The following is a 23,398-nucleotide window of genomic DNA, read 5'->3' on the forward strand; positions in this document are numbered from 1 at the left end:
ACAATTGCCTCCTCGCCCGGCTCAGCCTAAACAGGCCGCGCAGCGTCGCCGACTGCAGGTTTCTTCGGAGCAGAGCGCATGATCACAGCGGCCCTTCTGGTGGCGGCCGGTCGCGGCCAACGTGCCGGTGGCGGCATTCCCAAGCAATGGCGCCCACTGGCCGGACGCCGGGTCGCCGACTGGACGCTGTCGCGGTTCCGCGCCCTGCCCGAGATCGGGCCGATCGTGCTGGTCCTCTCCCCCGAGGACCATGACGCCTGGGCCGAGTTTTCACAGGATCCGCGGCTGATCCTGGCCGAGGGCGGCAGCGACCGCGCTGGATCGGTGCGCAACGGGCTGGCCGCGCTGGAGGGCTCCGGCGCCGAGACGGTGCTGATCCATGACATCGCCCGCCCCTGCGTGTCCGCCCGGCTGATCCGCGACGTGATCGCCGCGCTTGACACCAGCGCCGCCGCGGCGCCGGGGCTGGCGGTGACCGATGCGCTCTGGACCGGAACCGAAGGCCGCGTCACCGGGGTGCAGGACCGCAGCGGCCTTTTCGCCGCGCAGACGCCGCAGGGCTTTCACCTTGACGCCATCCGCGCCGCCCATGCCGCCCACCCGGGCGGCGCCGCCGACGATGTCGAGGTGGTGCGCGCGGCGGGGCTGAACGTCGCCATCGTGCCGGGCGATCCGGACAATCTGAAAATCACCACGCCCGGCGATTTCGCCCGGGCCGAACGCATATTGGGACAGGACATGGATATCAGACTTGGCAACGGATACGACGTTCACCGCTTCGGGCCGGGGGATCACGTCACCCTCTGCGGCGTCACCGTTCCGCACAGCCACGGGCTGGTCGGCCATTCCGACGCCGATGTCGGCATGCATGCGGTGACCGACGCCATCTATGGCGCGCTGGCGCAGGGCGACATCGGCCGCCACTTCCCGCCCTCGGACCCGCAATGGAAGGGCGCCGACAGCGCCATCTTCCTGCGCCATGCGGGCGATCTGTCGCGGCAGATGGGCTATCGCATTTCCAACGTCGATTGTACGCTGGTCTGCGAACGCCCGAAGATCGGGCCCCATGCGGAGGCGATGGCGGAAGCGATGGCGGTGATCCTGCAAATCCCGGCCGACCGGATTTCGGTCAAGGCGACCACCTCGGAACGACTGGGCTTTACCGGGCGCGAGGAAGGCATCGCCGCGCTCGCCACCGTCGCCTTGATTGGAGAGTGATCCCATGCTGCGCGCCATCAACACTTTCGGCTTCGTGGGCCTGCTGCGCCCGGCGCCGGGCACCTGGGGATCGCTGGCGGCGGTTCTGCTGGGCTGGGCCATCGAACATTGGCTGGGCTTCGTGCCGCTGGTGGTGGCCTTCGTCGCGGTGACGGTGCTGGGCTTTGCCACCGTCGGCGCGGAACTCAAGGACCGGCCCGGGGACGATCCGTCCGAGATCGTGATCGACGAGGTGGCCGGCCAATGGCTGGCGCTGCTGTTCCCCGCCATGGGGTTCTGGATGCGTGATTTTCCGATGGTCTGGCCGGGGCCGGTGGCGGCCTTCCTGCTGTTTCGCCTGTTCGACATCTGGAAGCCCTGGCTGGTCGGCCGCGCCGACCGCCGCCACGACGCCGCCGGCGTCATGCTGGATGACCTCTGGGCCGGGATCTTCGCCGGTATCGTCACGGTGCTTCTGGCCGGGCTTTATCACGGGGTGATGATGCGATGAGCGGGATCGACGTTGCCGCCCTGCTCGACCGCGCCCGCCGCGCCGGCCTGCATGTCGCCACGGCGGAAAGCTGTACCGGCGGCATGGTGATCGCGGCGCTGACCGATATCCCCGGTTCCTCCGACGTAGTGGAGCGCGGCTTCGTCACCTATACCAACCGCGCCAAGGAAGAGATGCTGGGCGTCACCCGCGCCAGCCTCGACGCCTTCGGCGCGGTGTCGGAACAGGTGGCAAAGGAAATGGCCGAAGGGGCGCTGGCCCATTCCACCGCCGATCTCGCCGTGTCGATCACCGGCATTGCCGGCCCCGGCGGGTCGGAGTTCAAGCCGGAGGGGCGGGTCTGCTTCGGCCTGGCGATGGCGGGCCGCGCGACCCTGACCGAAACGGTGGAATTCGGCGCCCTGGGTCGGGCCAATGTCCGCGCCGCCTCGCGCGATCACGCGCTGGGGCTGCTGCTGGGCGCCCTGCCAGCCTAGGCCTTGGCGCCGTAGAGCGCCGCCGCCCGCGTCTCGAAGGCCTTGACGATCCGCTGCATCGCCTCGTTGAAGACGACGCCGATCACCTTTTGCAGCACCACGTTCTTGAATTCGAAATCGACGAAAAAGGCCACGTCACAGCCGCCCTCACCCCGGTCGGTAAAGCGCCATTGCGACTTGAGGAACTTGAACGGCCCGTCGAGATATTCGGTGTCGATCACCAGATCGGCGGGCCAGAGCGTGACCCGGCTGCCAAACTTTTCGCGGAAGACCTTGAAGGAGATCACCAGATCGGCCTCCATCACCTCGGCCATCCCCTCAGCATAGGTGCGCCGGATCCGCGCGGCGGCGCACCAGGGCAGGAACTGGGGATATTTCGCCACATCGGCCACGAGGTCATACATCTCCTGGGCCGTATAGGGCAGTTGGCGGGTTTCTGAGTGGGTGGGCATCCTGACGCGCGGTTTCCTGGGTGACAGTGGCGCCCCATGTCGTATGGTTGCGCCCAAAGTTCAAGGGGAAGCTATGACACAGCGGCCATATGTCATCGACGAAATGATCTCGGCCAAGGCGATCGCCGCCCGGATCGAGACCTTGGCGCGAGAGATCAAAGCAGAGTTTCACGACACCGACAAGCTGGTGGTGGTCGGTCTCTTGCGCGGCTCCTTCGTCTTCATCGCCGATCTGGTGCGCGATCTGGATCTGCCGATCGAGGTGGATTTCCTTGAGGCCTCCTCTTATGGGGACGCCACGGAAAGCAGTCGAGAAGTTCGCATTCTCAAAGACTTGCGCGGCGCAATTGAAGGCCGCGATGTGCTGGTGGTCGAGGATATCGTCGACACCGGATTCACCCTCAGCCATGTGATCCACCTGCTGAAAAGCCGCAAGCCGCGCCGGCTCAGGACCATCGCGCTGCTCGACAAGCCGTCGCGGCGCGAGATCGACATTCGCGCCGACTGGATCGGATTTGAAATTCCCGATGAATTTGTCGTGGGCTATGGCATCGACTTCGCGCAAAGGAACCGCAACCTGCCGTTCATCGGCAAGGTGCGGTTCACCGGATGAATTTCTTCTGGCTCTTGCGCATGAAGCGGTGGGCGCAGCATCCGCCGCCGAAATCCCGTGTCATTCTAGTGATTTGCGTGGTGATCCTCTGCCTGATCCTCTATGGAATCGACCATTATTTCGGCTGGCCCGAGGCGCTGACGCCCGCTGGCGGCGGCCGACGCGGCATTCCTCTCATGCGATAAACGACCGCAGATCCGCGTCTAAGGCTTTGCCGAAACCTCCCCGCGGGCTACCCTTATCTTGCCTGTATTTCACACCAGCCTTTCAGAGGTCGCCATGAAGACGAAGATTTTCGCTCTCGCCACCGCCGCCGCGCTGATCGCCACGACGGCCGCCGCGCAGGATTTCTCCGCCCAACTCAAGGCTCGCCAAGGTCAGTTCCGCATCATCGCGCTGAACCTCGGGATTCTGGGCGGCATGGCCCAGGGCAAGGCCCCCTATGACGCCAGCGCCGCCCAACGCGCCGCCGACAGCCTGGTCGCCGTGTCCAAGATCGACCCCACGCCGCTCTGGCCCGCGGGATCGGACAATGGCAGCATCGAGGGCACCCGCGCCCTGCCGACGATCTGGAGCGATCACGCCGGGTTCCTCGACAAATGGGCGGGCTTCGGCGCCGCCGCCGCGCAGCTCCAAACCGTCGCCGCCAATGGGCCCGAGGCGCTGGGGCCGGCAATGGGGCCGCTGGGGGCAAGCTGCAAGGCCTGTCACTCGACCTATCGCGCGAATTAAGCTTTCGCTCGGAACATGTTGTTTTTGCGTGCCTTCACTATCGTCGCCCTGCTGGCCGGGGCGACCATCTGGTGGCTGACCCGTGCCGTCCCGCTGCCCGCGACCGAGATGGCCCGACTGACCGGCGACGCGGCGCGGGGCGAGCGTGTCTTTACCGCCGCCGGCTGTGCCGATTGCCATGCCGCGCCGGGATCACAGGACGACCGGGTGCTGGCCGGCGGCCAGAAATTCGTGACCCCGTTCGGTACCTTCGTCGCCCCCAATATCTCTCCCGATCCGCTGGACGGCATTGGCGGCTGGACGCTGGTGGATTTCGCCAGCGCGCTGAAGCGCGGCGTCTCGCCCGAGGGGCGGCATTACTATCCGGCCTTCCCCTATACCGCCTATGCGAAGATGGCCGATCAGGACGTCGCCGATCTCTGGGCCTTCTGGCAGGCACTGCCCCAGAGCCGCAGCCCCAGCGCCGCGCATGACCTGATCTTTCCCTTTTCGATCCGCCGTGGGGTCGGGGTGTGGAAGATGCTTTTCTTCAATGATGACTGGGTAATGCAGGACGCAGATACGGCAGAACTTGAACGCGGGCGCACCCTGGTCGAAGCGCTCGCCCATTGCGGTGAATGCCACACACCACGTGGCCCGATGGGAGAGCTGCGGCGCGATCTCTGGCTGGTTGGCGCCGCCAATCCCTCCGGCCCCGGACGGGTGCCCGGGTTGCGGGCCGGACAGCTAGACTGGGATGCCGAGGCGATCGCCTATTATCTTGAGACCGGGTTCACCCCGGATTACGACAGCGCCGGCGGCCATATGGCCGAGGTCGTCGGCAACTTCGCCCAGCTCCCGGCCGAGGATCGCGCGGCAGTCGCGGCCTATCTGAAGGCCTTGCCGCCGTTGCCCGCGCCCGACTGATCCCCGCAGGCCCGGATATCCGGGCCCGCGCCCTGTCGCGGTCTAGCCCTGCGCCAGCTTGGCTTCGCGCACCGCGCGCAGCCGGGCGAAATCATCGCCGGCATGATAGGACGACCGCGTCAGCGGCGTCGCAGAAACCATCAGGAAGCCCTTGCCATAGGCGGCTTTTTCATAGGCGGCGAATTCCTCGGGCGTGACGAAACGGTCAACGCCATGGTGCTTGGGCGTCGGCTGCAGATACTGGCCGATGGTCAGGAAATCGACATCCGCCGCGCGCATGTCATCCATCACCTGCTTGACCTCGGCGGCCTCCTCGCCCAGCCCCACCATCAGGCCGGATTTGGTGAAGATCGAGGGGTCAAGCTCCTTCACCCGCTGCAACAGCCGCAGCGAATGGAAATAGCGCGCCCCGGGCCGGACCGAGGGATAGAGCCCCGGCACCGTTTCCAGATTGTGGTTGAAGACATCGGGCCGCGCCGCGACCACCACCTCGAGCACCGAGGGGTCGCATTTCAGGAAGTCCGGCGTCAGGATTTCGATGGTGGTATTGGGGCTGCGGTGACGTACCGCGCGGATGGTCTGGGCGAAATGTTCGGCCCCGCCGTCCTCAAGATCGTCGCGATCGACCGAGGTGATCACCACGTGGTTCAGACCCAACTTTTCCACCGCATGGGCGACGCGGCCCGGCTCAAAAGCGTCCAGCGAATTGGGCTTGCCGGTGGCGATATTGCAGAAGGTGCAACCGCGGGTGCAGATTTCCCCCATGATCATCATGGTGGCGTGGCCCTGGTTCCAGCATTCGCCCACATTGGGGCAGCCGGCCTCTTCGCAGACCGTCACCAGCCCGTTCTCGCGCATGATCTTGTGGGTGTCGGCATAGCCCTTGCCACCCGGCGCCTTGACCCGGATCCAACTGGGCTTCTTGGGTTGGGCGTTGTCGGGGCGATGCGCCTTTTCGGGGTGGCGCTGTTCGGGGATCTTCAGATCACGCATGGGACATGTTGCCTTGATCGGGGTCAGTGTACTTGCCCCTAACATACCCCTGCCGCTGCGGAACCGCCAGTCATGCATAACCGCCATGCGCGCGCCCCATAGCGCACCATGCCGCAGCTGCAAAATCGGGCAGAGTTCGGACAGGTTTCAGGCGAAGCTTTGCCTATAAAATTCACCTTATCCCCTTGAAATGCTGAATCTTGGCGCAGGGCTGCGCCTGCAGCAAATCTGCGGTTGAAGCAGCTTTAGAATTATTTTAACCCGCAACACGGAACCGATCGCCTAACGATCCCTGAGGAGTATGAGATGAAAGTCGGAGTCAAACTGCCGGAGGTCACCTTCCACACCCGCGTGCGCGACGAATCCGTCGGCGGGCCGAACCCCTACCGCTGGGAAGACAAGACCACCGCGGATTATTTCGCCGGCAAGCGCGTGATCCTGTTCTCGCTGCCGGGCGCCTTCACCCCCACCTGCTCGACCTATCAGCTTCCGGGCTATGAGAAGGGTTATCCCGAGTTCAAAGAGCTGGGCATCGACGACATCTATTGCATGTCCGTCAATGACAGCTTTGTGATGAACAAATGGGCCCAGACGCAAGAGCTGAAGAACGTCAAGGTCATCCCCGATGGCTCGGGCGAATTCACCCGCAAGATGGGCATGCTGGTCGACAAGGACAACCTGGGTTTCGGCATGCGTTCCTGGCGCTATGCCGCCGTCATCAATGACGGTGTGATCGAAGCCTGGTTCGAAGAACCCGGCCTGATGGACAATTGCCCGGACGATCCCTATGGCGTCTCCTCGCCCGAGACGGTCAAGGAATATCTGGTCGAAGCCGCCAAAGCCACCGCGGCCTGATCGCTATCGACCTGTCCGGACGGACATCCCGGGCCCGCGCTTTGCGGGCCCGTTTGTTTTTGCATATCCGCGCTCATGGAAATTGCACATTCTCGGAAACAATTGCCGCGGCGAATTGGCAATCCCGCCGTCCCCTGATCCCGAACATGGTCCGGCCTCCCGATGACCGATCAGATCCCCCGGGCCGAGCGTTCCGCCAAACGGCAGCTTGAGCTGCGCGGGGCGTCGCCTTCGGGGCAGAGGATTTGCGACACCGGGGCTGAGCCAATCAGCCGATCAGCTCCTCCCGGGCGGTATAGCGGTCGTAATGCGCCTTGAGCCGTTGCAACGCGATCCTGAGCACGATCTTGCCCGACCGCGCCGACCAGCCCATGCGGCGTTCAGCCTGCTCCAGCCCTTCTAGATAGCAGCAGCAGCGCAGCGCCACATCGCCAAGCCCGGGGCCGAGATCGGACAGCGCCCGCGCCACCCGGTCGCGCGCGGCACTGCCGCCACGGTCGGGGGGGCCGTCAACGACACCTCCGCCCCGGGCACCTCCGGTCAGAAACCGATCCCAGTTCTGCGCCACCCTGGGCCCCAGTTGTGCCAGTTCGAAATCCTCGCGCAGGCGCTCGCCGGCGCGCACCATCCCATCGTCCAGAAACGGCTGCCCATCACGATCCTTGCGCCGCGCCAGCAATGCCAGCGGACTTTCGGCCCGGCCATAGCGGCTGCGCCGCAGCCCTCCCTCGACCTCGTCATCCTCGGCGGCGCCATAGGGCGCCTGCGCCTCGGAAAACCCGCCGTCGCTGTCGGCGCGGGCGCGGTTCTCGGCCTCGGCCAGCAGCCGGCGCAGGGCGGCACGGCCCGCGTTGGTGATGCGATAGCGGCTGATCCGGCCATGAGCGGCACAGGCGATCCAATCCTTCAGCGCCATCGCCTGGGCGATATCGGCACCAACCACCGCGGTGCGCGACCCTTCGCCCCGCACCACCACGGCCTTTTCCATCTGCTCGGCCACCGCCAGCACGGCGCCCGCCTCGCTGAGGCAGGCCAGCACCCGGCGCGCTTCCCGTTCCAGCGCGGCAACAGAAGGGGATGAAGAACAGTCAGTCATGGCGGCGGCCTCCCGATCAGTGTCATGAAGCGGATCAGCCCCTCGTCGTCCCAGCGGTGGAAAATGCGCCTCGGCCAGGGCCACAAGCGCGGCATCGACCAGCGGATCGTCGCGGCGCATCTCGATCCGGCGGATTTGGCGCAACACGGTCGAGGGATGACAGCCCGCCCGCCGCGCCAGATCCCGGATCGGACGACCGGCGACCGTATGATGCAGATAGCGCCGCGCGGATTCCGGCACCCAGGTCGGCACCGCCGGGACAGGCTCCCCACTCATCTTGTTCCCACCGTCAGGTCTCAAGGGCTGTTCCGGTTATCCAGACAATATCCCGAGACTTATCCACAAATCCCGGGACGATTAGATTAAGCAGAAATTAACGTAACCCTACGCGTTAATCTTTGTCTCGGATTAATAAACAATCATAAACCTTGCGCGCGCAGAACCGGCCCAGTCGGCAACACACGTTTTGGTTGTTTAAAACGGAATGTCTCTCTTTCACGAATAGGAGACGTCCAATGATCGACCTGCACAGCCTGCTCGCCGCCCGCCGCCGCCCGCGCCTGCTGATCCGCGCCGCCCGACTGGGGGCGCGCGACTATCGCCGCGACGTGCATCTGCCCCGGCTGCTGGGTTATGGCACCCTGCCCGCCCCGGCGCCGGCACTGATGCGTCTGCTGGAGATCGAGGAAGAACACAACGACCGGCGCCGCGCCGGCGACGCCGGCTATTCGCTGACCCGGCATCTCGACGTGCTGATCGCGGTGGTCGGCGAGGCGGCGCTGCTGGATAGCCAGCGCCGCCTCGCCGACATGTGATCACAGAAAGGCGTCAGGCATCGAGGCCTTCTTTTCTGTCACATAGGCCTCGAGCGCGGCGGCCACGGCGGGATCGAGCGCGGGCTGCTGATAGGTTTCCAACAGACGCGTCACCAGGGCCGAGGCCAAGGCCTGGGTATCACGGGCGCCTTCTTCTTCCCAGGTCTCGAAGGGTTTGTAATCCAGCAGATCGCTGCGCCAGAAGGCATCCTTGAAATTGGCCTGAGTATGGGCGCAGCCCAGATAATGGCCACCCGGCCCAACCTCGGCGATGGCCCCCATCGCCTGGGCGTTGGCGTCGATGGCCACCCCTTTGGCCAGCTTGTGCAATACGCCGAGCTGATCGGCGTCCATCACGAATTTCTCGTAGGAGGACACCAGGCCGCCCTCGAGCCAACCACAGGCGTGCAGCATGAAATTCACGCCCCCCAGCAGCGCCGCATTCAGCGTGTTGGCGCTTTCGTAAGCGGCCTGGGCATCCGGCAGTTTCGACCCGCAGAGCGCCCCGCCCGAGCGATAGGGCAGCCGCATCCGCCGCGCCAATTGCCCGGCGCCATAGAGAATCTGGCTTGCTTCCGGCGTGCCGAAGGTGGGCGCGCCCGAATTCATGTCGATCGAGGTGACGAAGGCGCCGAAGATCACCGGGGCACCGGGGCGGACCAGTTGGCAATAGGCGATGCCGGCCAGAACCTCGGCCAGAACCTGCGTCAACGTACCAGCAACCGACACCGGCGCCATGGCGCCCCCGACGATGAAGGGCGACACGATGCAGGCCTGGTTATTTTTCGCATAGACTTCGAGCGCGCCCATCATCACATCGTCGAAGGTCATCGGCGAGTTGATGTTGATCAGCGAGGTCATCACGGTGTTTTGCTGCACGAAGTCGCGGCCGAACAAGATCTCGCACATCTCGACGCTGTCCTGTGCCCGGCTGGGTTCGGTGACCGATCCCATGAAGGGCTTGTCGCTCAGCGTCATATGCGCCAGCAACATGTCCAGATGGCGCTTGTTCACCGGCACGTCGGTCGGCTCGCACACCGTGCCGCCCGAGTGATGCAGGTATTTCGACATATAGCCGAGCTTCACGAAATTCCGGAAATCCTCCATCGTCGCATAGCGACGCCCGCCCTCGGCATCGCGCACGAAGGGCGGGCCATAGACCGGTGCCAGAACCAGGGACTTGCCGCCGATGACCACGTTTCGCTCGGGGTTGCGGGCGTGCTGGGTAAAGCTTTCGGGCGCGGTCTGGCACAGTTTTCGGGCCAGACCGCGCGGGATACGCACCCGCTCGCCCTCGATCTCCGCCCCGGCCTCGCGCCAGAGCGCCAGCGCGCCGGGATTGTTGACGAAATTCACCCCGATCTCGGCCAGGACGGTTTCGGCATTGGCCTCGATGATCTCCAGCGCCTCTTCGGTCAGGATCTCGAAATTCGGGATGTTGCGCTCGATATATTTGGCGGTCTCGATCCGGATCGCGGTGCGCTCTGCCCGACGGGCGGCGCCGCCGCCGCCCCGGCCGCGTCGTGGCGCGACTGCCTCGGTCATGTCTCGTCCCTCCCCAAAAGCCTCTCTCTTGCCCCCTCTCTACCCCGTGGCCGCCGCGGTCAGGCGAGGGATTGCGGCCTGTGGCAGAGAAAAGCGACATGTGCACAGCTTTTCGCCCCCCAAGGACTGTCGCCGCCGGGACCGACCTACACAAATTCCGAACAGCCCTCCCCTTAAGACCTTGAGGCGCCAGCACCCTCTTGCCTATCATCCGCACGACCGGGATTATTTCAGAAGGAACATTATTTCATGGGCTATACGGTATCGCTCTGTGACGAGGATTATCACGAGAGCCGGCCGATCTACATCCAGGTCAGCTATACTTACAGCGAGGCTCCCTTTCCCGACATGGTCGAGCCCGACAGTATCCTCGGCCCGGACTTCCCGACCCTCAATTATTTCGACTACCTGCGGCTGGGCGGCTATACTGACGAGACCAGCTTCGACACCTCGATCCTCAAGTACGGTGCGATCAACGACCCCGAAGAGGCCGCGGATTGGGTCAATGGCAGCCCTGACGGCGACTGGTACGGCCAGGATTATTTCATGGCCACGATCAAGCAAATTTATCTGGACGAACCCGATGCCTATACCGCCTGGATCGAGAGCGACGGCTATCTGAATACCCCCTACTTCGATCGCGTCGACAGCGACTGGACGGTGATGTGGCTGGAACCCGAGCAGATCGACATGATGGTCGGCGGCGCCGAGATTGTCGCCACCTGCACCGATCCGGTCGACACACCGGTCGATCTGGGCAGCCTGCCCAAGGACGAATTGGATCTGCTGATCGACAAGGAGGTGGTGGCCGATTACATCGACACCGTCGTCATCCGCCAACCCAGCCTGCTGGAGCGCGGTTGGGCCTTCATCGAAGAAACCGTAGAGGGCACCGCCGAGGTGATCGCCACGCGCTTCGCCTCCCCCGAATACCAATGGCAGGACATCCCCGACCTCTATGAGGACAGCGACTGGATCAATTCCAGCGACACCGCCACCGAGGACACCGGCGGCACCGGATTGAAATCCTTCTACGACGCGGTGACCGACTCCGGCGCATCGGGTCTGATGAAACTGCTCAAGGACAAGGTCCGCGATGTCGGATACGACAACCTGGTCGATCTGTTCGACACTGCCGGCAAAGCCAAGGAACTGCATGATTTCAATCAGGACCTGATGGACGAAACCCTGCCGATGCTCGACAATTTCGAAATCGTCGATGGTGAGATGCGGGAGATCAACACGCTTGAGGAGATGGAGCAGAAGGTCGAGGCGTTGCGCGACCGGGTGGCCGATTACCTTGAGGAAAATTTCCCCACCCTCGGGGCGGTCTTCAAGGATCTGACCACCAGCTCGCGCCATTCCGACGTGAGCTATGAAATCACCTTCGATTCCAGCACCCTCTCCGCCGGCGACAGCCATTCCAACCGGATCAGTTTCGGCGCCCAGAACGACAACTATGCCGGACAGGCCGGTGACGACATCCTGCTGGGCGGGTTGGGCCGCGACAAGCTCATGGGGGGCGACGGCGATGACTGGCTGGCCGGCGGTACGCAGGCAGACCGGCTGTTCGGCAATGCCGGCGCAGATGTACTGTCCGGAGGGCAAGGCAACGACCGGCTGAACGGCGGAGGCGGCGCCGACAAGCTCAGCGGGGGCGTCGGGCGCGATATCCTCGATGGCGGCGCTGGTCGCGACATCCTGAGCGGCGGTGGCGGCAATGATCTGTTCAGGTTCAACTCGAAATCCGGCAAGGACGTGATTCTCGATTTCAACGCCAGCTCGGGACGCGAGGATATCGACCTGTCTGCCGTCAAGGCGATCCGCAATTTTTTCGACCTGTCGCACAACCACATGGAACAGGTCGGCGCGGATGTGGTGATTTCCGCCGGCAGATTCGAACTGACGCTTGTGGCGGTCGATATCGACGATCTCGGACGGGGCGATTTTCTGTTCTGATGCGGCCCTGTTCCGTTCTGTTCGATCCCGTCGCCAAAGGTTTGAGCCATTGAATGCATCTGCCCCCTTGCCAGCTGCGCCGGCAAATTCTATGGGCCTGACATGACCCAGATATCGCATGACCGCCTTCTCATCATCGACTTCGGCTCTCAGGTGACGCAGCTGATCGCGCGTCGCCTGCGAGAGCTGAACGTCTATTGCGAAATCCACCCCTATCAGAACGTGACCGACACGTTTCTGAAGACCTTCGCGCCCAAGGCCGTGATCTTTTCCGGCGGACCGGATTCGGTCGTGCGCGAGGGATCGCCCCGGCCGCCGAAGGCGGTCTATGATCTGGGCGTGCCGATCCTCGGGATCTGCTATGGCCAGCAGGTGATGATGCAGGACCTCGGCGGCAAGGTCGAGGCCGGCGAAAGCCACACCGCCGAATTCGGCCGCGCCTATGTGACCCCGGGCAAGGAGCGGATCGACCTGCTTGCCGGCTGGTTCCTCGAGGAACGCGAACAGGTCTGGATGAGCCACGGCGATCACGTCAGCAAGCTGGCCCCCGGTTTCGAAGTCTATGGCACCTCTCCGGGCGCGCCCTTCGCGATCACCGCCGATCTGTCGCGCAATTTCTTCGCGGTGCAGTTCCACCCGGAAGTGCACCACACCCCGAACGGCGCCACGCTTTACGAAAACTTCGTGCGGCTGGCGGGCTTCACCGGCGACTGGACCATGTCCGCCTATCGCGACGAGATGGTGAAAGCCATCCGCGAGCAGGTCGGCGACGCCAAGGTCATCTGCGCGCTCTCCGGCGGGGTCGACAGTTCGGTCGCGGCGGCACTGATCCACGAGGCGATCGGCGAGAACCTGACCTGCGTCTTCGTCGACCACGGGCTGTTGCGCCTGAACGAGGCCGAGGAAGTCGTCGGCATGTTCCGTGATCACATGAACCTGAGGGTGATCCACGCGCAGGAGCAGGATCTCTTCCTGGGCGAGCTTGAGGGCGTCTCCGACCCCGAGACCAAGCGCAAGATCATCGGGCGCCTCTTCATCGACGTGTTCCAGAAATACGCCGACCAGATTGAGGGCGCCGAATTCCTGGCTCAGGGTACGCTTTATCCCGACGTGATCGAGAGCGTCTCCTTCTCCGGCGGGCCCTCGGTGACGATCAAGTCGCACCACAATGTCGGCGGTCTGCCCGAGAAGATGGGGCTGAAACTGGTCGAGCCGCTGCGCGAGCTGTTCAAGGACGAGGTCCGCGCGCTGGGTCGCGATCTGGGCCTGCCCGCCAGCTTTATCGGCCGTCATCCCTTCCCGGGACCGGGTCTGGCGATCCGCTGCCCCGGCGAGATCACCCGCGAAAAGCTGGAGATCCTGCGCAAGGCGGATGCGGTCTATATCGACCAGATCCGCAAGCACGATCTTTACGACGAGATCTGGCAGGCCTTTGCCGCCATCCTGCCGATGCGCACCGTCGGCGTGATGGGCGACGGGCGTACCTATGATTACGCCCTGGCGCTGCGCGCGGTGACCTCGGTGGATGGTATGACGGCGGATTACTATCCCTTCAGCCACGAATTCCTGAGCGAGACCTCGACCCGCATCATCAACGAGGTGAAGGGGGTGAACCGGGTGTTCTACGACTGCACCTCGAAACCGCCGGGGACCATCGAGCTGGAATGATCCCTGAAGCCCCGGCCCCGCGCCGGGGCTTTTTGTTTCAGGAGGTTATCGAAAAAACCTAATGCAAAGCATCAAGAATTCCGCGACGCACATCCCGCCGATCGCGCAATAGGTCTTGACCCTCTGCCGCTTTCCCGCTTCGGTTGCGGCCGGAGGAAGGAACCATCACATGCAGGATCAGACGCCCCCGCAGGTAGGCCGCGCCGCATTATGGATGACCGGGGCCATCGCCTCGTTCTCGGCCATGGCGGTGGCCGGGCGCAAGGTCAGCTTCGCGCTCGATACCTTTGAGATCATGATGTATCGCAGCGCGCTCGGCTTTGTCATCGTGCTGCTCGTGCTGAGCGTCACCGGCAATCTGCGCCAGGTCACCACCCGCAACATGGGCCTGCAGGTGATGCGCAACCTGGTGCATTTCTCGGGCCAGAACCTCTGGTTCTTCGCGGTCACCGTGATTCCGCTGGCGCAGGTCTTCGCGCTGGAGTTCACCGCGCCGCTCTGGGTGATCGTGCTGGCGCCCTTGGTGCTGGGCGAGCGGCTGACACCCACCCGCGCGATGGCCGCCGCCATCGGTTTCGTCGGCATCCTGATCGTCGCCCGGCCCAGCCCCGACACGCTGAACGCCGGCGTCTTCGCCGCCGCGGCCGCGGCGGTGTTCTTCGCCTTCACCAATATGCTGACCAAGAAGCTGACCCGCAGCCACAGCGTCGCCAACATCATGTTCTGGCTCACCCTGTTGCAACTGGGATTCGGGGTGATCGCCGCCGGATACGATGGCGATATCGCCCTGCCCGACGCCATCACCCTGCCCTGGCTGGTGGTGATCGCGCTTGGCGGGCTGCTGGCGCATTTCTGCATCACCAACGCGCTTTCCATCGCGCCGGCGGCGGTGGTGATGCCGATCGACTTCGCCCGGCTGCCCACCATCGCCGTGGTCGGCATGCTGCTTTATGGAGAGCCGCTCGACATCTGGGTCTTCGTCGGCGCCGCCGTCATCTTCGCCGGAAACTATCTGAACATCCTCTCCGAAACCGGCCGCCTGCGCGCCACCAGGCGCGCCGCCTGATTGACCGCGCCGCCGCCTGGGACTAGAGCAGGGCAAGGACGAAACGGAGCGGATGATGCTTTACCAGACGGCAGAAGATTGGCGCACGGCCCGCCGCAAGCGGGTCCTGTTCTTCGGCATGTCCGGGCTGGGCAAGACCCATATCAGCAATATGCTCCGCGCCGCCGGAGATTGGTTCCACTACAGCATCGATTACCGCATCGGCACCCGCTACATGGGCGAGTATATCACCGACAACGCCAAGGCCGAGGCGATGAAGGTGCCGTTTCTGCGCGATCTCCTGCTGTCGGATTCGATCTATATCGGTTCGAACATCAGCTTCGACAATCTGGCGCCGGTCTCGACCTATCTGGGCAAGCCCGGCAACCCGATGAAGGGCGGCCTGCCGATCGCCGAATACCGCCGCCGGCAGGAACAGTTCCGCCTGGCCGAGATTCACGCGCTGCTCGATACCGAGTATTTCGTCGACCGGGCAGAGCGGCTTTATGGCTATCCGCATTTCATCTGCGACACCGGCGGGTCGATCTGCGAATGGGTCGACCCCAGCAATCCAGACGACCCGGTGCTGAGCGAATTGGCCAAGCACACGCTGATGGTCTGGATCAAGGGCGATGAGGCCCATACCGAAGAGCTGATCCGCCGCTTCGACCGGGCGCCGAAACCGATGTCCTATCAGCCCGAGTTCCTGACCCGGGTCTGGGATCAGTACCTGGCCGAAAACGACTGCGACCCGCAAGAGGTCGACCCCGATGCCTTCATCCGCTGGACCTATGCCCAGGCGCTGGCGCATCGCCAGCCGCGCTATCAGGCCATGGCCGACAATTGGGGCATCACCGTCACCGCCGATCAGGTCGCCCGAATGCGGGATTCGCATGACTTCGACGATCTGATCGCCGAGACCCTCGCCGCCCGGGGCTGAGCCCCGGCCCGACGGCCCCGCATCCTCTCAGTTTCGTCCTCCCCCTCCCCGCTTGGCAGCGACGCCGGGCGGGTTTATCTATCGGGAAATCACAAGGAACCTTTTCGCCATGCCCATCAAGATCCCAGCTGACCTGCCTGCCTATGACGTGCTCTCGCGCGAGGGCGTCATGGTCATGTCCGAGGATCAGGCCGAGCGGCAGGACATCCGGCCGCTCAAGATCGCGCTCTTGAACCTGATGCCGAAAAAGATCCAGACCGAAAACCAGTTCGCCCGGCTGATCGGCGCCACGCCGCTGCAGATCGACCTGTCGCTGATCCGGATGACCGAACATCAGACCAAGACCACCGCCGCCGAGCACATGGAGGAGTTCTATCGCCCCTTCCAGGAGGTCAAGGACGAGAAGTTCGACGGGCTGATCATCACCGGCGCCCCGATCGAGCACCTGCCCTATGAGGAGGTCACCTATTGGGACGAGATCCAGGAGGTGTTCGACTGGACCCAGACCAATGTGCATTCCACCTTCGGCGTCTGCTGGGGCGGCATGGCGATGATCTATTATTTCCACCGGGTGCAGAAACACATCCTCGACCACAAGGCCTTCGGTTGTTTCCGGCAGAAGAACCTCAATCCGGCCTCGCCCTATCTGCGCGGGTTCTCGGATGATTTCGTCGTCCCGGTCAGCCGCTGGACCGAGATCAAGCAGGCCGAGATCGACGCGGTGCCGGAGCTGTCGACGCTGCTTGGCAGCTCCGAGGTCGGCCCCTGCCTGGTCGAGGACCCGGGGCATCGGGCGCTCTATGTCTTCAACCACTTCGAATATGACAGCGATACGCTCAAGCAGGAATATGATCGTGACGTCGCCTCCGGCGGAACGATCAACGTGCCGGTGAACTATTACCCCGACGACGACCCCAGCCGGAAACCGGCCAACCGCTGGCGCAGTCAGGCGCATCTGCTCTATGGCAACTGGATCGGCGAGATCTATCAGACCACGCCCTTCGACATGGCCAAGATCGGGCAGGAACGGATGGACCTGCGCAACCGCGGGTAGCATGATGGCATTGCGGGCCGCTTTTTTTCTGCTGGCACTCACCGCCCTCTTTTGGGCGGTGACGCTCTGGCGGGCGGCCCGGGCCGAAGCGCGTGCCGAGGCGAACCACCCGCCGATGGGCCAGATGATCCCGGTCAAGGGTGGCCGCATCCATGCCGAGGTGATCGGTAGCGGCCCCGATGTGGTGCTGATCCACGGCTCCAGCGGCAGCACCAGGGACATGGGCTTTGCGCTCGCGCCGCTGCTGGCCGACCGCTATCGGGTGATCCTGTTCGACCGCCCGGGGCTCGGCTATTCCGATGCGCTGAACCCGGCAGGGGCCAGCATCGCCGAACAGGCCGACGCGCTGGTCGAGGCGGCTGAGGCCCTGGGCGCGGCCCGTCCCATCGTCGTCGGCCAGAGCTATGGCGGCGCGGTGGCGCTGGCCTGGGCGGTACGCCATCCGGACAGGCTTGCCGCGCTGGTGCCGGTCTCGGCCGCCTCGCACCCCTGGGACGTGCCGCTCGAGCTGTTCTATCGGATCACCGCCACCCGGCTGGGACACTGGCTGGTGCTGCCACTGCTGACCGCCTGGGTGCCGGAACGAACGGTCACACGGGTGCTTGCCGAGGTCTTCGCGCCGCAGCCGGTGCCGCCGGGATTTGCCCGGTATTTCGGGCCGCATATGACGCTGCGCCGCGCCAGCCTGCGCGCCAATGCCCTGCAACGCGCCAATCTGCTGGCCGAGATCGAGGCCCTGGCGCCGCTCTATCCGCAGATCAGCGTCCCGGTCGAAATCATCCACGGCACCGCCGACACCATCGTCGACCCCGGGCTGCATGCCCAGACGCTGTCCGACCGGGTGCCCGGGGCGCGGGTGACCTGGCTGCAGAACGTCGGCCACATGCCCCACCATGTCGCCGCCCCCGAGGTCGCCGCCGCCATCGACCGCGCCGCCACCCGTGCGGGTTTGCGTAAATCGGTTTAACATTCCATATAGGGTATTCAGACCAATGCAGGATGGTATTGCCATGCAACTTCCCTTTGACGGGGCGATCACCCGGTTTTTCGAGAAAGACGCCCCCGCCTCTATCCGCGAGGCGATCAAGCGGGCCGACAAGGACGATATCCTGACGCCGAATTATCCCCATACCGAGCGGATGAAGAACGAGACCTATGAACGCCAACTGATGGCGCTGCATATCGAACTGGGCAAGATGCAGGCCTGGGTGAAGAAAAGCGGTGCCCGGGTCGTGGTGGTATTCGAGGGCCGCGATGCCGCCGGCAAGGGCGGCACCATCAAGCGGTTCCGCGAATATCTGAACCCGCGCGGCGCGCGCCTTGTCGCCTTGCCCAAGCCGACCGAGACCGAGTGCGGACAGTGGTATTTCCAGCGCTATATCGATCACCTGCCAAGCTGTGGCGAAATCGTCTTCTATGATCGCAGCTGGTACAACCGCGGGGTGGTGGAAAAGGTCTTCGGCTTTTGCACCGATGACCAACGCGAAAGGTTCTTCCACCAGGTGATGCCCTTCGAACAGTCTCTGGTCGAGGATGGCATCCACCTGTTCAAGTTCTGGCTCAACATCGGTCAGGCCGAACAGTTGCGCCGCTTCATGTCGCGCGAACGCGATCCGCTGAAGCAGTGGAAGCTGAGCGAAATCGACGTGAAAGGGCTGAAGCTCTGGGACGAATACACCCGGGCGATCGCCGAAACCCTGAGGCGCAGCCACAGCGCCTATGCCCCCTGGACCATCATCCGGTCGGACGACAAGCGGCGCACCCGGCTCGAGGCGATGCGCCATCTGCTGCTGAGCCTCGACTATACCCACAAGGACATCAAGGCGATCGGCAAACCGGATCTGAGCGTCTGCGACGGCCCCGGGCTGTGGGATAGCTGACACGCCATGGGCATGGGCAAACGCGGCTATCATCACGGCAATCTGCGCCAGGCGCTGGTCGAGGCGGCCTTGTCGCTGATCGAGGAGAAGGGCCCGACCGGGTTCACGCTCTCCGAGGCGGCGAAGCTCGCCGGAGTGACGCCGGCCGCGGTCTATCGGCATTTCGCCGGCCGCGAGGATCTGATCGCCGAAGCCGCCCGCCAGGGGTTCGACATCTTTGCCGACCTGATGCAATACGCCTATGACAGCGGCCTGCCCTCGGCGCTTTCCGCCTTCGAGGCGACCGGGCGCGCCTATCTCGCCTTCGCGCGCAAGCATCCGGGCCATTACATCGCCATGTTCGAAAGCGGCATCTCGCCCAATCGCACGCCCGAACTGGCCGCCGCCACCGCCCGGGCGCGCGGCGTGCTGGAACGGGCGGCAGAGAGACTGTCGCAACACATCCCCGCCGACCGGCGGCCGCCGGCCTCGATGTTCAGCGCCCATATCTGGGCGATGAGCCACGGGGTGGTGGAGCTTTACGCCCGCAACAATATCGCCGCGACGCCATTTTCCCCCGAGGATCTGCTGGAAAGCGGCATCGGCATCTATCTGCGCGGCCTAGGGCTGATCGCGCCCGACGGCTGAGCCTCAGGCGTGAGATCAAGCATCAGCACCGGATACCCGCGCGTTGGCAAGCACCACGCCCGGCATCGCCCACCCCCACCAGGACCTGAAATGTCATGACCGACACACCCCCTTCGGGCGATCTGCCCAGAACCGGCGGTGATCGCCCGCTCTTCTCAGTCATCACCGCCACGCACAACCTGATCCGTAACGAGCGCCAGGAAAGCTTTGAGCGGGTGATCGCCTGCCTGCGTACGCAGCATGCAACCGCCTTCGAGCATATCATTCAGGATGGCGGATCGGATGACGGCACCCAAGCCTTCGTCGCCAAGGTCACGGCAGGCCTGAATTGGGTACGCTTCGAAAGCCGCCCCGACAGGAGCCTCTACGACGGCATGAACATCGCCGCGGCCCGGTCCAGCGGGGAATATCTTCTGTTCTTGAACTCCGACGATTCCCTGGCCAGCTCCGATCTGATGGCCCGCACTGCGCGACGCCTGAGGCGTCAGCGCCCGGATTTCGCCTATGGCGGCACCGCATGGGAGGAGGACACCGGCCAACGCATCGTCAGCGCGCGCACCAACATGCGCGCGGTGTTGCAGCGCATGCCCTTCGGCCATAACTCCGTCTTCATCAGGCGCGACGTGTTCCATGCACTCGGCGGGCATGACATTCGGTATAGAATCGCTGCCGATTACGACCTGATCCTGCGCATGATCGCCACCGGCTATCATGGTCTCGCGCTCGACGACACGGTGTCGCTCTACTGGGCACGCGGCGCATCCGCCGACGACACCCAGGTCGGGCGGGAATATGCCCGGATCTGGCAGGCGTTCTTTGCCCGTTTCCTGCCGGAGCTACCAAGCGTCGAGACGTTCGAGACCTGCTACAGACAGGGACATATGCCAGCAGCCCTGCTGCTCCGCCTGCTCAGAACCAAGGGGCTGCCCCGACCGATTGCGGCGGCGGCTCGCCACAGTCTCGGGAAGTCGCTGCGCCGTGCGCTCCAACCCTGGCGCAAATAGCCGCCATCCCTGCCCCGGCAGCGCCGTTTACAACTCCAACCGATTTTGCCAAAGAGAAATCACTAAGAGACAAAGGCAAAGTCGAAACAGCAATTTCCACCCACGAGACAGAGCTCGCGCGGGTGAGCGGAACGCGATCTGAGGCATGATTTTTTTTTCCTCCAAGTCTGACTCTCGGAATGCCTTGGAGAGGGCGCTTGCGCAGAATGGATCGAGCGCGGCCAAGGAGGCATGCATCATCGACTTTTGCATCCGCGACATGGACGTGGTCGTTGAGACCAGCAACAATGACAGAGGTTGGTCAACCCTCCTGCAGCAAATGCGCACGGTCGATCTGCGTCACCCGATCGGGGTGCTTGATGCCTATTGGAACCGGCAGTCCGGGCAACTCCGTTTCCTGAAGATCGCCGCCGAAAACTGCGCATATGACATCCTGCGCGGTGCCGACGGGCTGCTGCGGCGCCATCAGGTCGATATCGTGCAATTCACATATGTCCCAGGGGCAGACGGGGTCAGATGGCTCACGGTCTGGTCACTGCTACGTCGCAACGGCTACCGCGTTCTTGACGTGGAAACCGGCAGCGCCGTGGGCATCGGGGACCAACAGGACCACCAGAGCGACTTTCTCGCGATACACGAGCGTCTCGCCGGCCCGCTTCTGAACGAACCGCCCGAGACCGGGATCGCCTTCCCGCTGCTCGACCGCTATGGCATCCGCCCCACCGGCGCGCTGCATGTCGGCGGCGCCCACAAGGGGGACGAGATCAAGACCTATCGCACCCGGGGGATCAGCCCCGTGGTCTTCATCGAGGCCAACCCCGGACTGGCCCAGGGCCTGCGCGACCGCTTTGCCAAGGACGCGGACGTCACCGTGATCGAATGCGCCGCCTCGGACAGCGAGGGCACGGCCACCTTCAAGATCACCTCGATGGATCAATCAAGCTCGCTGCTCGACCTCAAGGATCACGCCAAGCTCTATCCCAAGATCGGCGTGACCGAGACGATCGAGGTGCGCACCGCGCCGCTCGACCAGCTTTTGGCCGAGGCTGGGGTTGACCTGTCAAAGCTCGATTTCATCGCCATGGACATCCAGGGCGCGGAGCTGATGGCGCTCAGGGGCGCGACAGAGACGCTCAAGCATATCAATGCCTTGCAGCTCGAAGTGAATTACTCCGAGCTTTACGAGGGCTGCCCGCTGATCTCCGATCTCGATGCCTTCCTGGGCGATCACGGTTTCATCCGGGTGATGACCAATACCCCCTATTCCGAGGAATGGGGTGACGCGCTCTATATCCGGCGGCCAATGGTGACCTGTTCGGCGGTGGGCAATATGGGCCGGTTCGGCAACCAGCTCTATCAATACATGTTCATCCAGAGCTATGCGCGCGAACATGATTTCACCGCCGCCACCCCGATCTGGGCCGGCGACGAGATGTTCGAGGTCAAACCCGGCGTCGATCCACTGCCGAAGATGCCCTTCGGGATCGAGGAAACGAAATACGATCTGGAAACCAGCAATATCGCCAACGATCCGCTGCTGCATCCGAACACCGATTTCACCGGGTTCTTCCAGTATCACAGCCGCTATTACAAACCCTACAAGGCCGAGATCCTGCGCGATTTCACCTTCAAGGGCGCCTATGCCGACCGCGTGGCCGAGATCGCCGCGCTGTTCGAAAAGCAGCCCGGCCCGGTGGTGCCGCTGCACCTGCGGCGCGGCGATTTCGGCACCGGCGTCTTCTTCATCGCGCCGGAAAGCTGGTATCTCGACTGGCTGGCGCCGCTGCGCCAGGCGCATTCCGACCTGACGCTCTACATCGCCTCGGACGATCCGGCGGCCGTGCTGCCCGCCTTCAAGGATTTCAACGTCCTGACTGAGGCCGACCTGCCCGCGACCGATCTGCCGCACGGCTTCTTCACCGATTTCGCCGCGTTGACGCTGGGCGATCACCTGGCGATCTCGAACAGTTCCTTCTCCTTCGCGGCGAGTCTGTTGAACAAGACCGCGCAAAGCTTTGCGCGGCCCTGCCTGACCGAACAGCGGCTGATCCCCTATGAGCCCTGGAACGCCCCGGTGCTGCTGCGCGCCCATGAGGCCGAGGACGTGGGCGAGGAGTTCATGAGCGATCGTGCCAAAGGCCGGTCGAAATACAAATGGCGCAAGCTGCGAAAGCTCTTCGGGTGAGCCTGCCGGTTCATTTCATCAACCTCGACCGGGTGCCGGAACGAGCCGCCTTCATGCAGGCGCAATGCGCCCGCGCCGGGTTTGACAGCGTGCACCGCTTCGCCGCCGTGGATGCCGCGACCGCGCCGATCAGCCCGCGTTATCGCCCCGGTCGATGGGGCGCTTACTGGAGCCTGCTGCCATCGGAGGTCGCGGTATTCGAAAGCCACCGTGCGCTCTGGCAGCAAGTGGTGGAGAGCGGTCAGCCGGCGGTGCTGATGGAGGATGACGTTCTGCTGTCCGAACAGGCCGGCGCGGTCTCAGCCGCCCTCGCCCCCCATGCCGACCGCTTCGACATGGTCAAGCTCGACGCCCCCGGCGGGCTGATCCGCCTCGGGCCCGAGGTGACGTTGGGGGGGATGTCCCTGCGCCCGCTGACCGGGGTGATCGCCAGCGCCGCCGCCTATATCCTGACGCCTTCGGGGGCCAGGATCCTGCTGCATCGGTCGGAAAGCTATTGCGACCACCTGGATGATTTCCTGACCCGGCTGCATCCCGGCTATCGCCCGTTCCAGCTGGCGCCCATCGTGGCACTGCAGGGCATGTTCGCCGATCTGCGCGACGTGCCGGGCATCCCGCCCAGCATCTCGGGCAGCGAACGCACCTCGGCCGCGCCGCGCGCCCGGGCGCCCAAGGGCCCCGCCCCCTATCGCCTGGGCAAGGAGCTGAAGCGCAGCGCCCGCAAGCTGGCGCGCAAGCTCTATGCCGATCGCGCGCTTCTGGCGCAGGGCGGCCGCATCGGGCGGCTGCCGGTCGCCCCCGACCTGCCAGGCTACAAGACCTGATCCCGCAGGCAAACGAGATGG

Annotated in this window: 24 protein-coding genes; 20 read left to right on the top strand and 4 right to left on the bottom strand. The window is 64.2% G+C overall.

Annotated features, from left to right (window positions below; genetic code table 11):
• The first annotated feature begins 78 nt into the window (after window positions 1-78).
• From ACN0V4_RS11260 to ACN0V4_RS11270, 3 genes are read left to right on the top strand one after another with little or no spacing between them, the layout of a single operon-like run.
• Window positions 79-1,218, top strand: a complete 1,140-nt coding sequence (locus tag ACN0V4_RS11260; RefSeq protein ID WP_417676087.1) for a bifunctional 2-C-methyl-D-erythritol 4-phosphate cytidylyltransferase/2-C-methyl-D-erythritol 2,4-cyclodiphosphate synthase — start codon at window positions 79-81, stop codon at window positions 1,216-1,218.
• 4 nt (window positions 1,219-1,222) lie between these two features.
• The gene (locus tag ACN0V4_RS11265) at window positions 1,223-1,708 is read left to right on the top strand and encodes a phosphatidylglycerophosphatase A (RefSeq protein WP_417676089.1); all 486 of its coding nucleotides are present in this window, start codon (window positions 1,223-1,225) and stop codon (window positions 1,706-1,708) included.
• A 5-nt stretch (window positions 1,709-1,713) separates the two neighbouring features.
• A complete protein-coding gene (locus tag ACN0V4_RS11270; protein WP_417676390.1) occupies window positions 1,714-2,184 on the top strand; it encodes a CinA family protein in 471 nt (156 codons plus the stop codon).
• On the opposite strand, the gene ACN0V4_RS11275 is transcribed toward ACN0V4_RS11270, so the two are convergent.
• Window positions 2,181-2,636 carry a type II toxin-antitoxin system RatA family toxin gene (locus ACN0V4_RS11275; RefSeq protein WP_417676091.1) on the bottom strand — a complete coding sequence of 152 codons (456 nt, stop codon included), beginning with the start codon at window positions 2,634-2,636 and terminating at the stop codon, window positions 2,181-2,183. The genes ACN0V4_RS11270 and ACN0V4_RS11275 overlap by 4 nt on opposite strands.
• Window positions 2,637-2,709: 73 nt before the next feature.
• Between ACN0V4_RS11275 and hpt the strand changes: the two genes are divergently transcribed.
• From hpt to ACN0V4_RS11295, 4 genes are all read left to right on the top strand, one after another.
• Window positions 2,710-3,249, top strand: coding sequence for a hypoxanthine phosphoribosyltransferase (gene hpt / locus ACN0V4_RS11280; RefSeq protein ID WP_417676093.1), 540 nt, complete (start codon window positions 2,710-2,712; stop codon window positions 3,247-3,249).
• On the top strand, window positions 3,246-3,434 hold the full coding sequence (locus tag ACN0V4_RS11285; protein WP_417676094.1) for a hypothetical protein: 189 nt from the start codon (window positions 3,246-3,248) through the stop codon (window positions 3,432-3,434). Before hpt ends, ACN0V4_RS11285 begins: the two co-directional genes overlap by 4 nt.
• 94 nt (window positions 3,435-3,528) lie before the next feature.
• Complete coding sequence (locus tag ACN0V4_RS11290) at window positions 3,529-3,981, top strand: c-type cytochrome (RefSeq protein WP_417676096.1); 453 nt, start codon at window positions 3,529-3,531, stop codon at window positions 3,979-3,981.
• A 15-nt stretch (window positions 3,982-3,996) separates the two neighbouring features.
• The gene (locus tag ACN0V4_RS11295) at window positions 3,997-4,887 is read left to right on the top strand and encodes a c-type cytochrome (RefSeq protein ID WP_417676098.1); all 891 of its coding nucleotides are present in this window, start codon (window positions 3,997-3,999) and stop codon (window positions 4,885-4,887) included.
• Window positions 4,888-4,929: 42 nt separating this feature from the next.
• On the opposite strand, the gene lipA is transcribed toward ACN0V4_RS11295, so the two are convergent.
• Window positions 4,930-5,880 carry a lipoyl synthase gene (lipA, locus tag ACN0V4_RS11300; RefSeq protein WP_417676100.1) on the bottom strand — a complete coding sequence of 317 codons (951 nt, stop codon included), beginning with the start codon at window positions 5,878-5,880 and terminating at the stop codon, window positions 4,930-4,932.
• A 306-nt stretch (window positions 5,881-6,186) separates the two neighbouring features.
• On the opposite strand from lipA, the gene ACN0V4_RS11305 reads away from it, so the two are divergent.
• Entirely contained in the window at window positions 6,187-6,735 is a 549-nt protein-coding gene (locus ACN0V4_RS11305) for a peroxiredoxin (RefSeq protein ID WP_417676102.1), read from the top strand.
• A gap of 268 nt (window positions 6,736-7,003) precedes the next feature.
• On the opposite strand, the gene ACN0V4_RS11310 is transcribed toward ACN0V4_RS11305, so the two are convergent.
• Window positions 7,004-8,107, bottom strand: a complete 1,104-nt coding sequence (locus ACN0V4_RS11310; protein ID WP_417676104.1) for a DUF6456 domain-containing protein — start codon at window positions 8,105-8,107, stop codon at window positions 7,004-7,006.
• Window positions 8,108-8,346: 239 nt separating this feature from the next.
• Here ACN0V4_RS11310 and ACN0V4_RS11315 point away from each other — a divergent pair, with 239 nt between their 5' ends.
• Window positions 8,347-8,646, top strand: a complete 300-nt coding sequence (locus ACN0V4_RS11315; protein WP_417676106.1) for a DUF6477 family protein — start codon at window positions 8,347-8,349, stop codon at window positions 8,644-8,646.
• On the opposite strand, the gene ACN0V4_RS11320 is transcribed toward ACN0V4_RS11315, so the two are convergent.
• A complete protein-coding gene (locus ACN0V4_RS11320) occupies window positions 8,647-10,191 on the bottom strand; it encodes a trimethylamine methyltransferase family protein (RefSeq protein WP_417676108.1) in 1,545 nt (514 codons plus the stop codon). It abuts the gene before it with no gap.
• Between the two features lie 249 nt (window positions 10,192-10,440).
• On the opposite strand from ACN0V4_RS11320, the gene ACN0V4_RS11325 reads away from it, so the two are divergent.
• The 11 genes from ACN0V4_RS11325 to ACN0V4_RS11375 all read left to right on the top strand — a co-directional run bounded on the left by ACN0V4_RS11325 (window position 10,441) and on the right by ACN0V4_RS11375 (window position 23,377).
• Window positions 10,441-12,150, top strand: coding sequence for a calcium-binding protein (locus ACN0V4_RS11325; RefSeq protein WP_417676110.1), 1,710 nt, complete (start codon window positions 10,441-10,443; stop codon window positions 12,148-12,150).
• A 102-nt stretch (window positions 12,151-12,252) separates the two neighbouring features.
• A complete protein-coding gene (gene guaA, locus ACN0V4_RS11330) occupies window positions 12,253-13,818 on the top strand; it encodes a glutamine-hydrolyzing GMP synthase (RefSeq protein WP_417676112.1) in 1,566 nt (521 codons plus the stop codon).
• 169 nt (window positions 13,819-13,987) lie between these two features.
• Window positions 13,988-14,884 carry a DMT family transporter gene (locus ACN0V4_RS11335; RefSeq protein WP_417676114.1) on the top strand — a complete coding sequence of 299 codons (897 nt, stop codon included), beginning with the start codon at window positions 13,988-13,990 and terminating at the stop codon, window positions 14,882-14,884.
• Between the two features lie 55 nt (window positions 14,885-14,939).
• Window positions 14,940-15,803, top strand: a complete 864-nt coding sequence (locus ACN0V4_RS11340; RefSeq protein WP_417676116.1) for an ATPase — start codon at window positions 14,940-14,942, stop codon at window positions 15,801-15,803.
• Between the two features lie 109 nt (window positions 15,804-15,912).
• On the top strand, window positions 15,913-16,857 hold the full coding sequence (gene metA, locus ACN0V4_RS11345; RefSeq protein ID WP_417676118.1) for a homoserine O-acetyltransferase MetA: 945 nt from the start codon (window positions 15,913-15,915) through the stop codon (window positions 16,855-16,857).
• Window positions 16,858-16,861: 4 nt separating this feature from the next.
• On the top strand, window positions 16,862-17,824 hold the full coding sequence (locus tag ACN0V4_RS11350) for an alpha/beta fold hydrolase (protein WP_417676120.1): 963 nt from the start codon (window positions 16,862-16,864) through the stop codon (window positions 17,822-17,824).
• A gap of 43 nt (window positions 17,825-17,867) precedes the next feature.
• Window positions 17,868-18,737: a polyphosphate kinase 2 gene (gene ppk2, locus ACN0V4_RS11355; RefSeq protein ID WP_417676122.1), complete on the top strand. Its 870-nt coding sequence runs from the start codon at window positions 17,868-17,870 to the stop codon at window positions 18,735-18,737.
• Window positions 18,738-18,749: 12 nt separating this feature from the next.
• Window positions 18,750-19,364: a TetR/AcrR family transcriptional regulator gene (locus ACN0V4_RS11360; protein ID WP_417676392.1), complete on the top strand. Its 615-nt coding sequence runs from the start codon at window positions 18,750-18,752 to the stop codon at window positions 19,362-19,364.
• A gap of 95 nt (window positions 19,365-19,459) precedes the next feature.
• Window positions 19,460-20,368: a glycosyltransferase gene (locus ACN0V4_RS11365; protein ID WP_417676124.1), complete on the top strand. Its 909-nt coding sequence runs from the start codon at window positions 19,460-19,462 to the stop codon at window positions 20,366-20,368.
• A 319-nt stretch (window positions 20,369-20,687) separates the two neighbouring features.
• Window positions 20,688-22,553 (top strand): FkbM family methyltransferase, encoded by a 1,866-nt coding sequence (locus ACN0V4_RS11370; RefSeq protein ID WP_417676126.1) that lies wholly within the window; start codon window positions 20,688-20,690, stop codon window positions 22,551-22,553.
• Entirely contained in the window at window positions 22,550-23,377 is an 828-nt protein-coding gene (locus ACN0V4_RS11375; protein ID WP_417676128.1) for a glycosyltransferase family 25 protein, read from the top strand. Before ACN0V4_RS11370 ends, ACN0V4_RS11375 begins: the two co-directional genes overlap by 4 nt.
• Window positions 23,378-23,398 lie beyond the last annotated feature (21 nt).

The organism is Pseudodonghicola sp., from assembly GCF_048268305.1.
In the GTDB taxonomy this organism is placed as follows: domain Bacteria; phylum Pseudomonadota; class Alphaproteobacteria; order Rhodobacterales; family Rhodobacteraceae; genus Pseudodonghicola.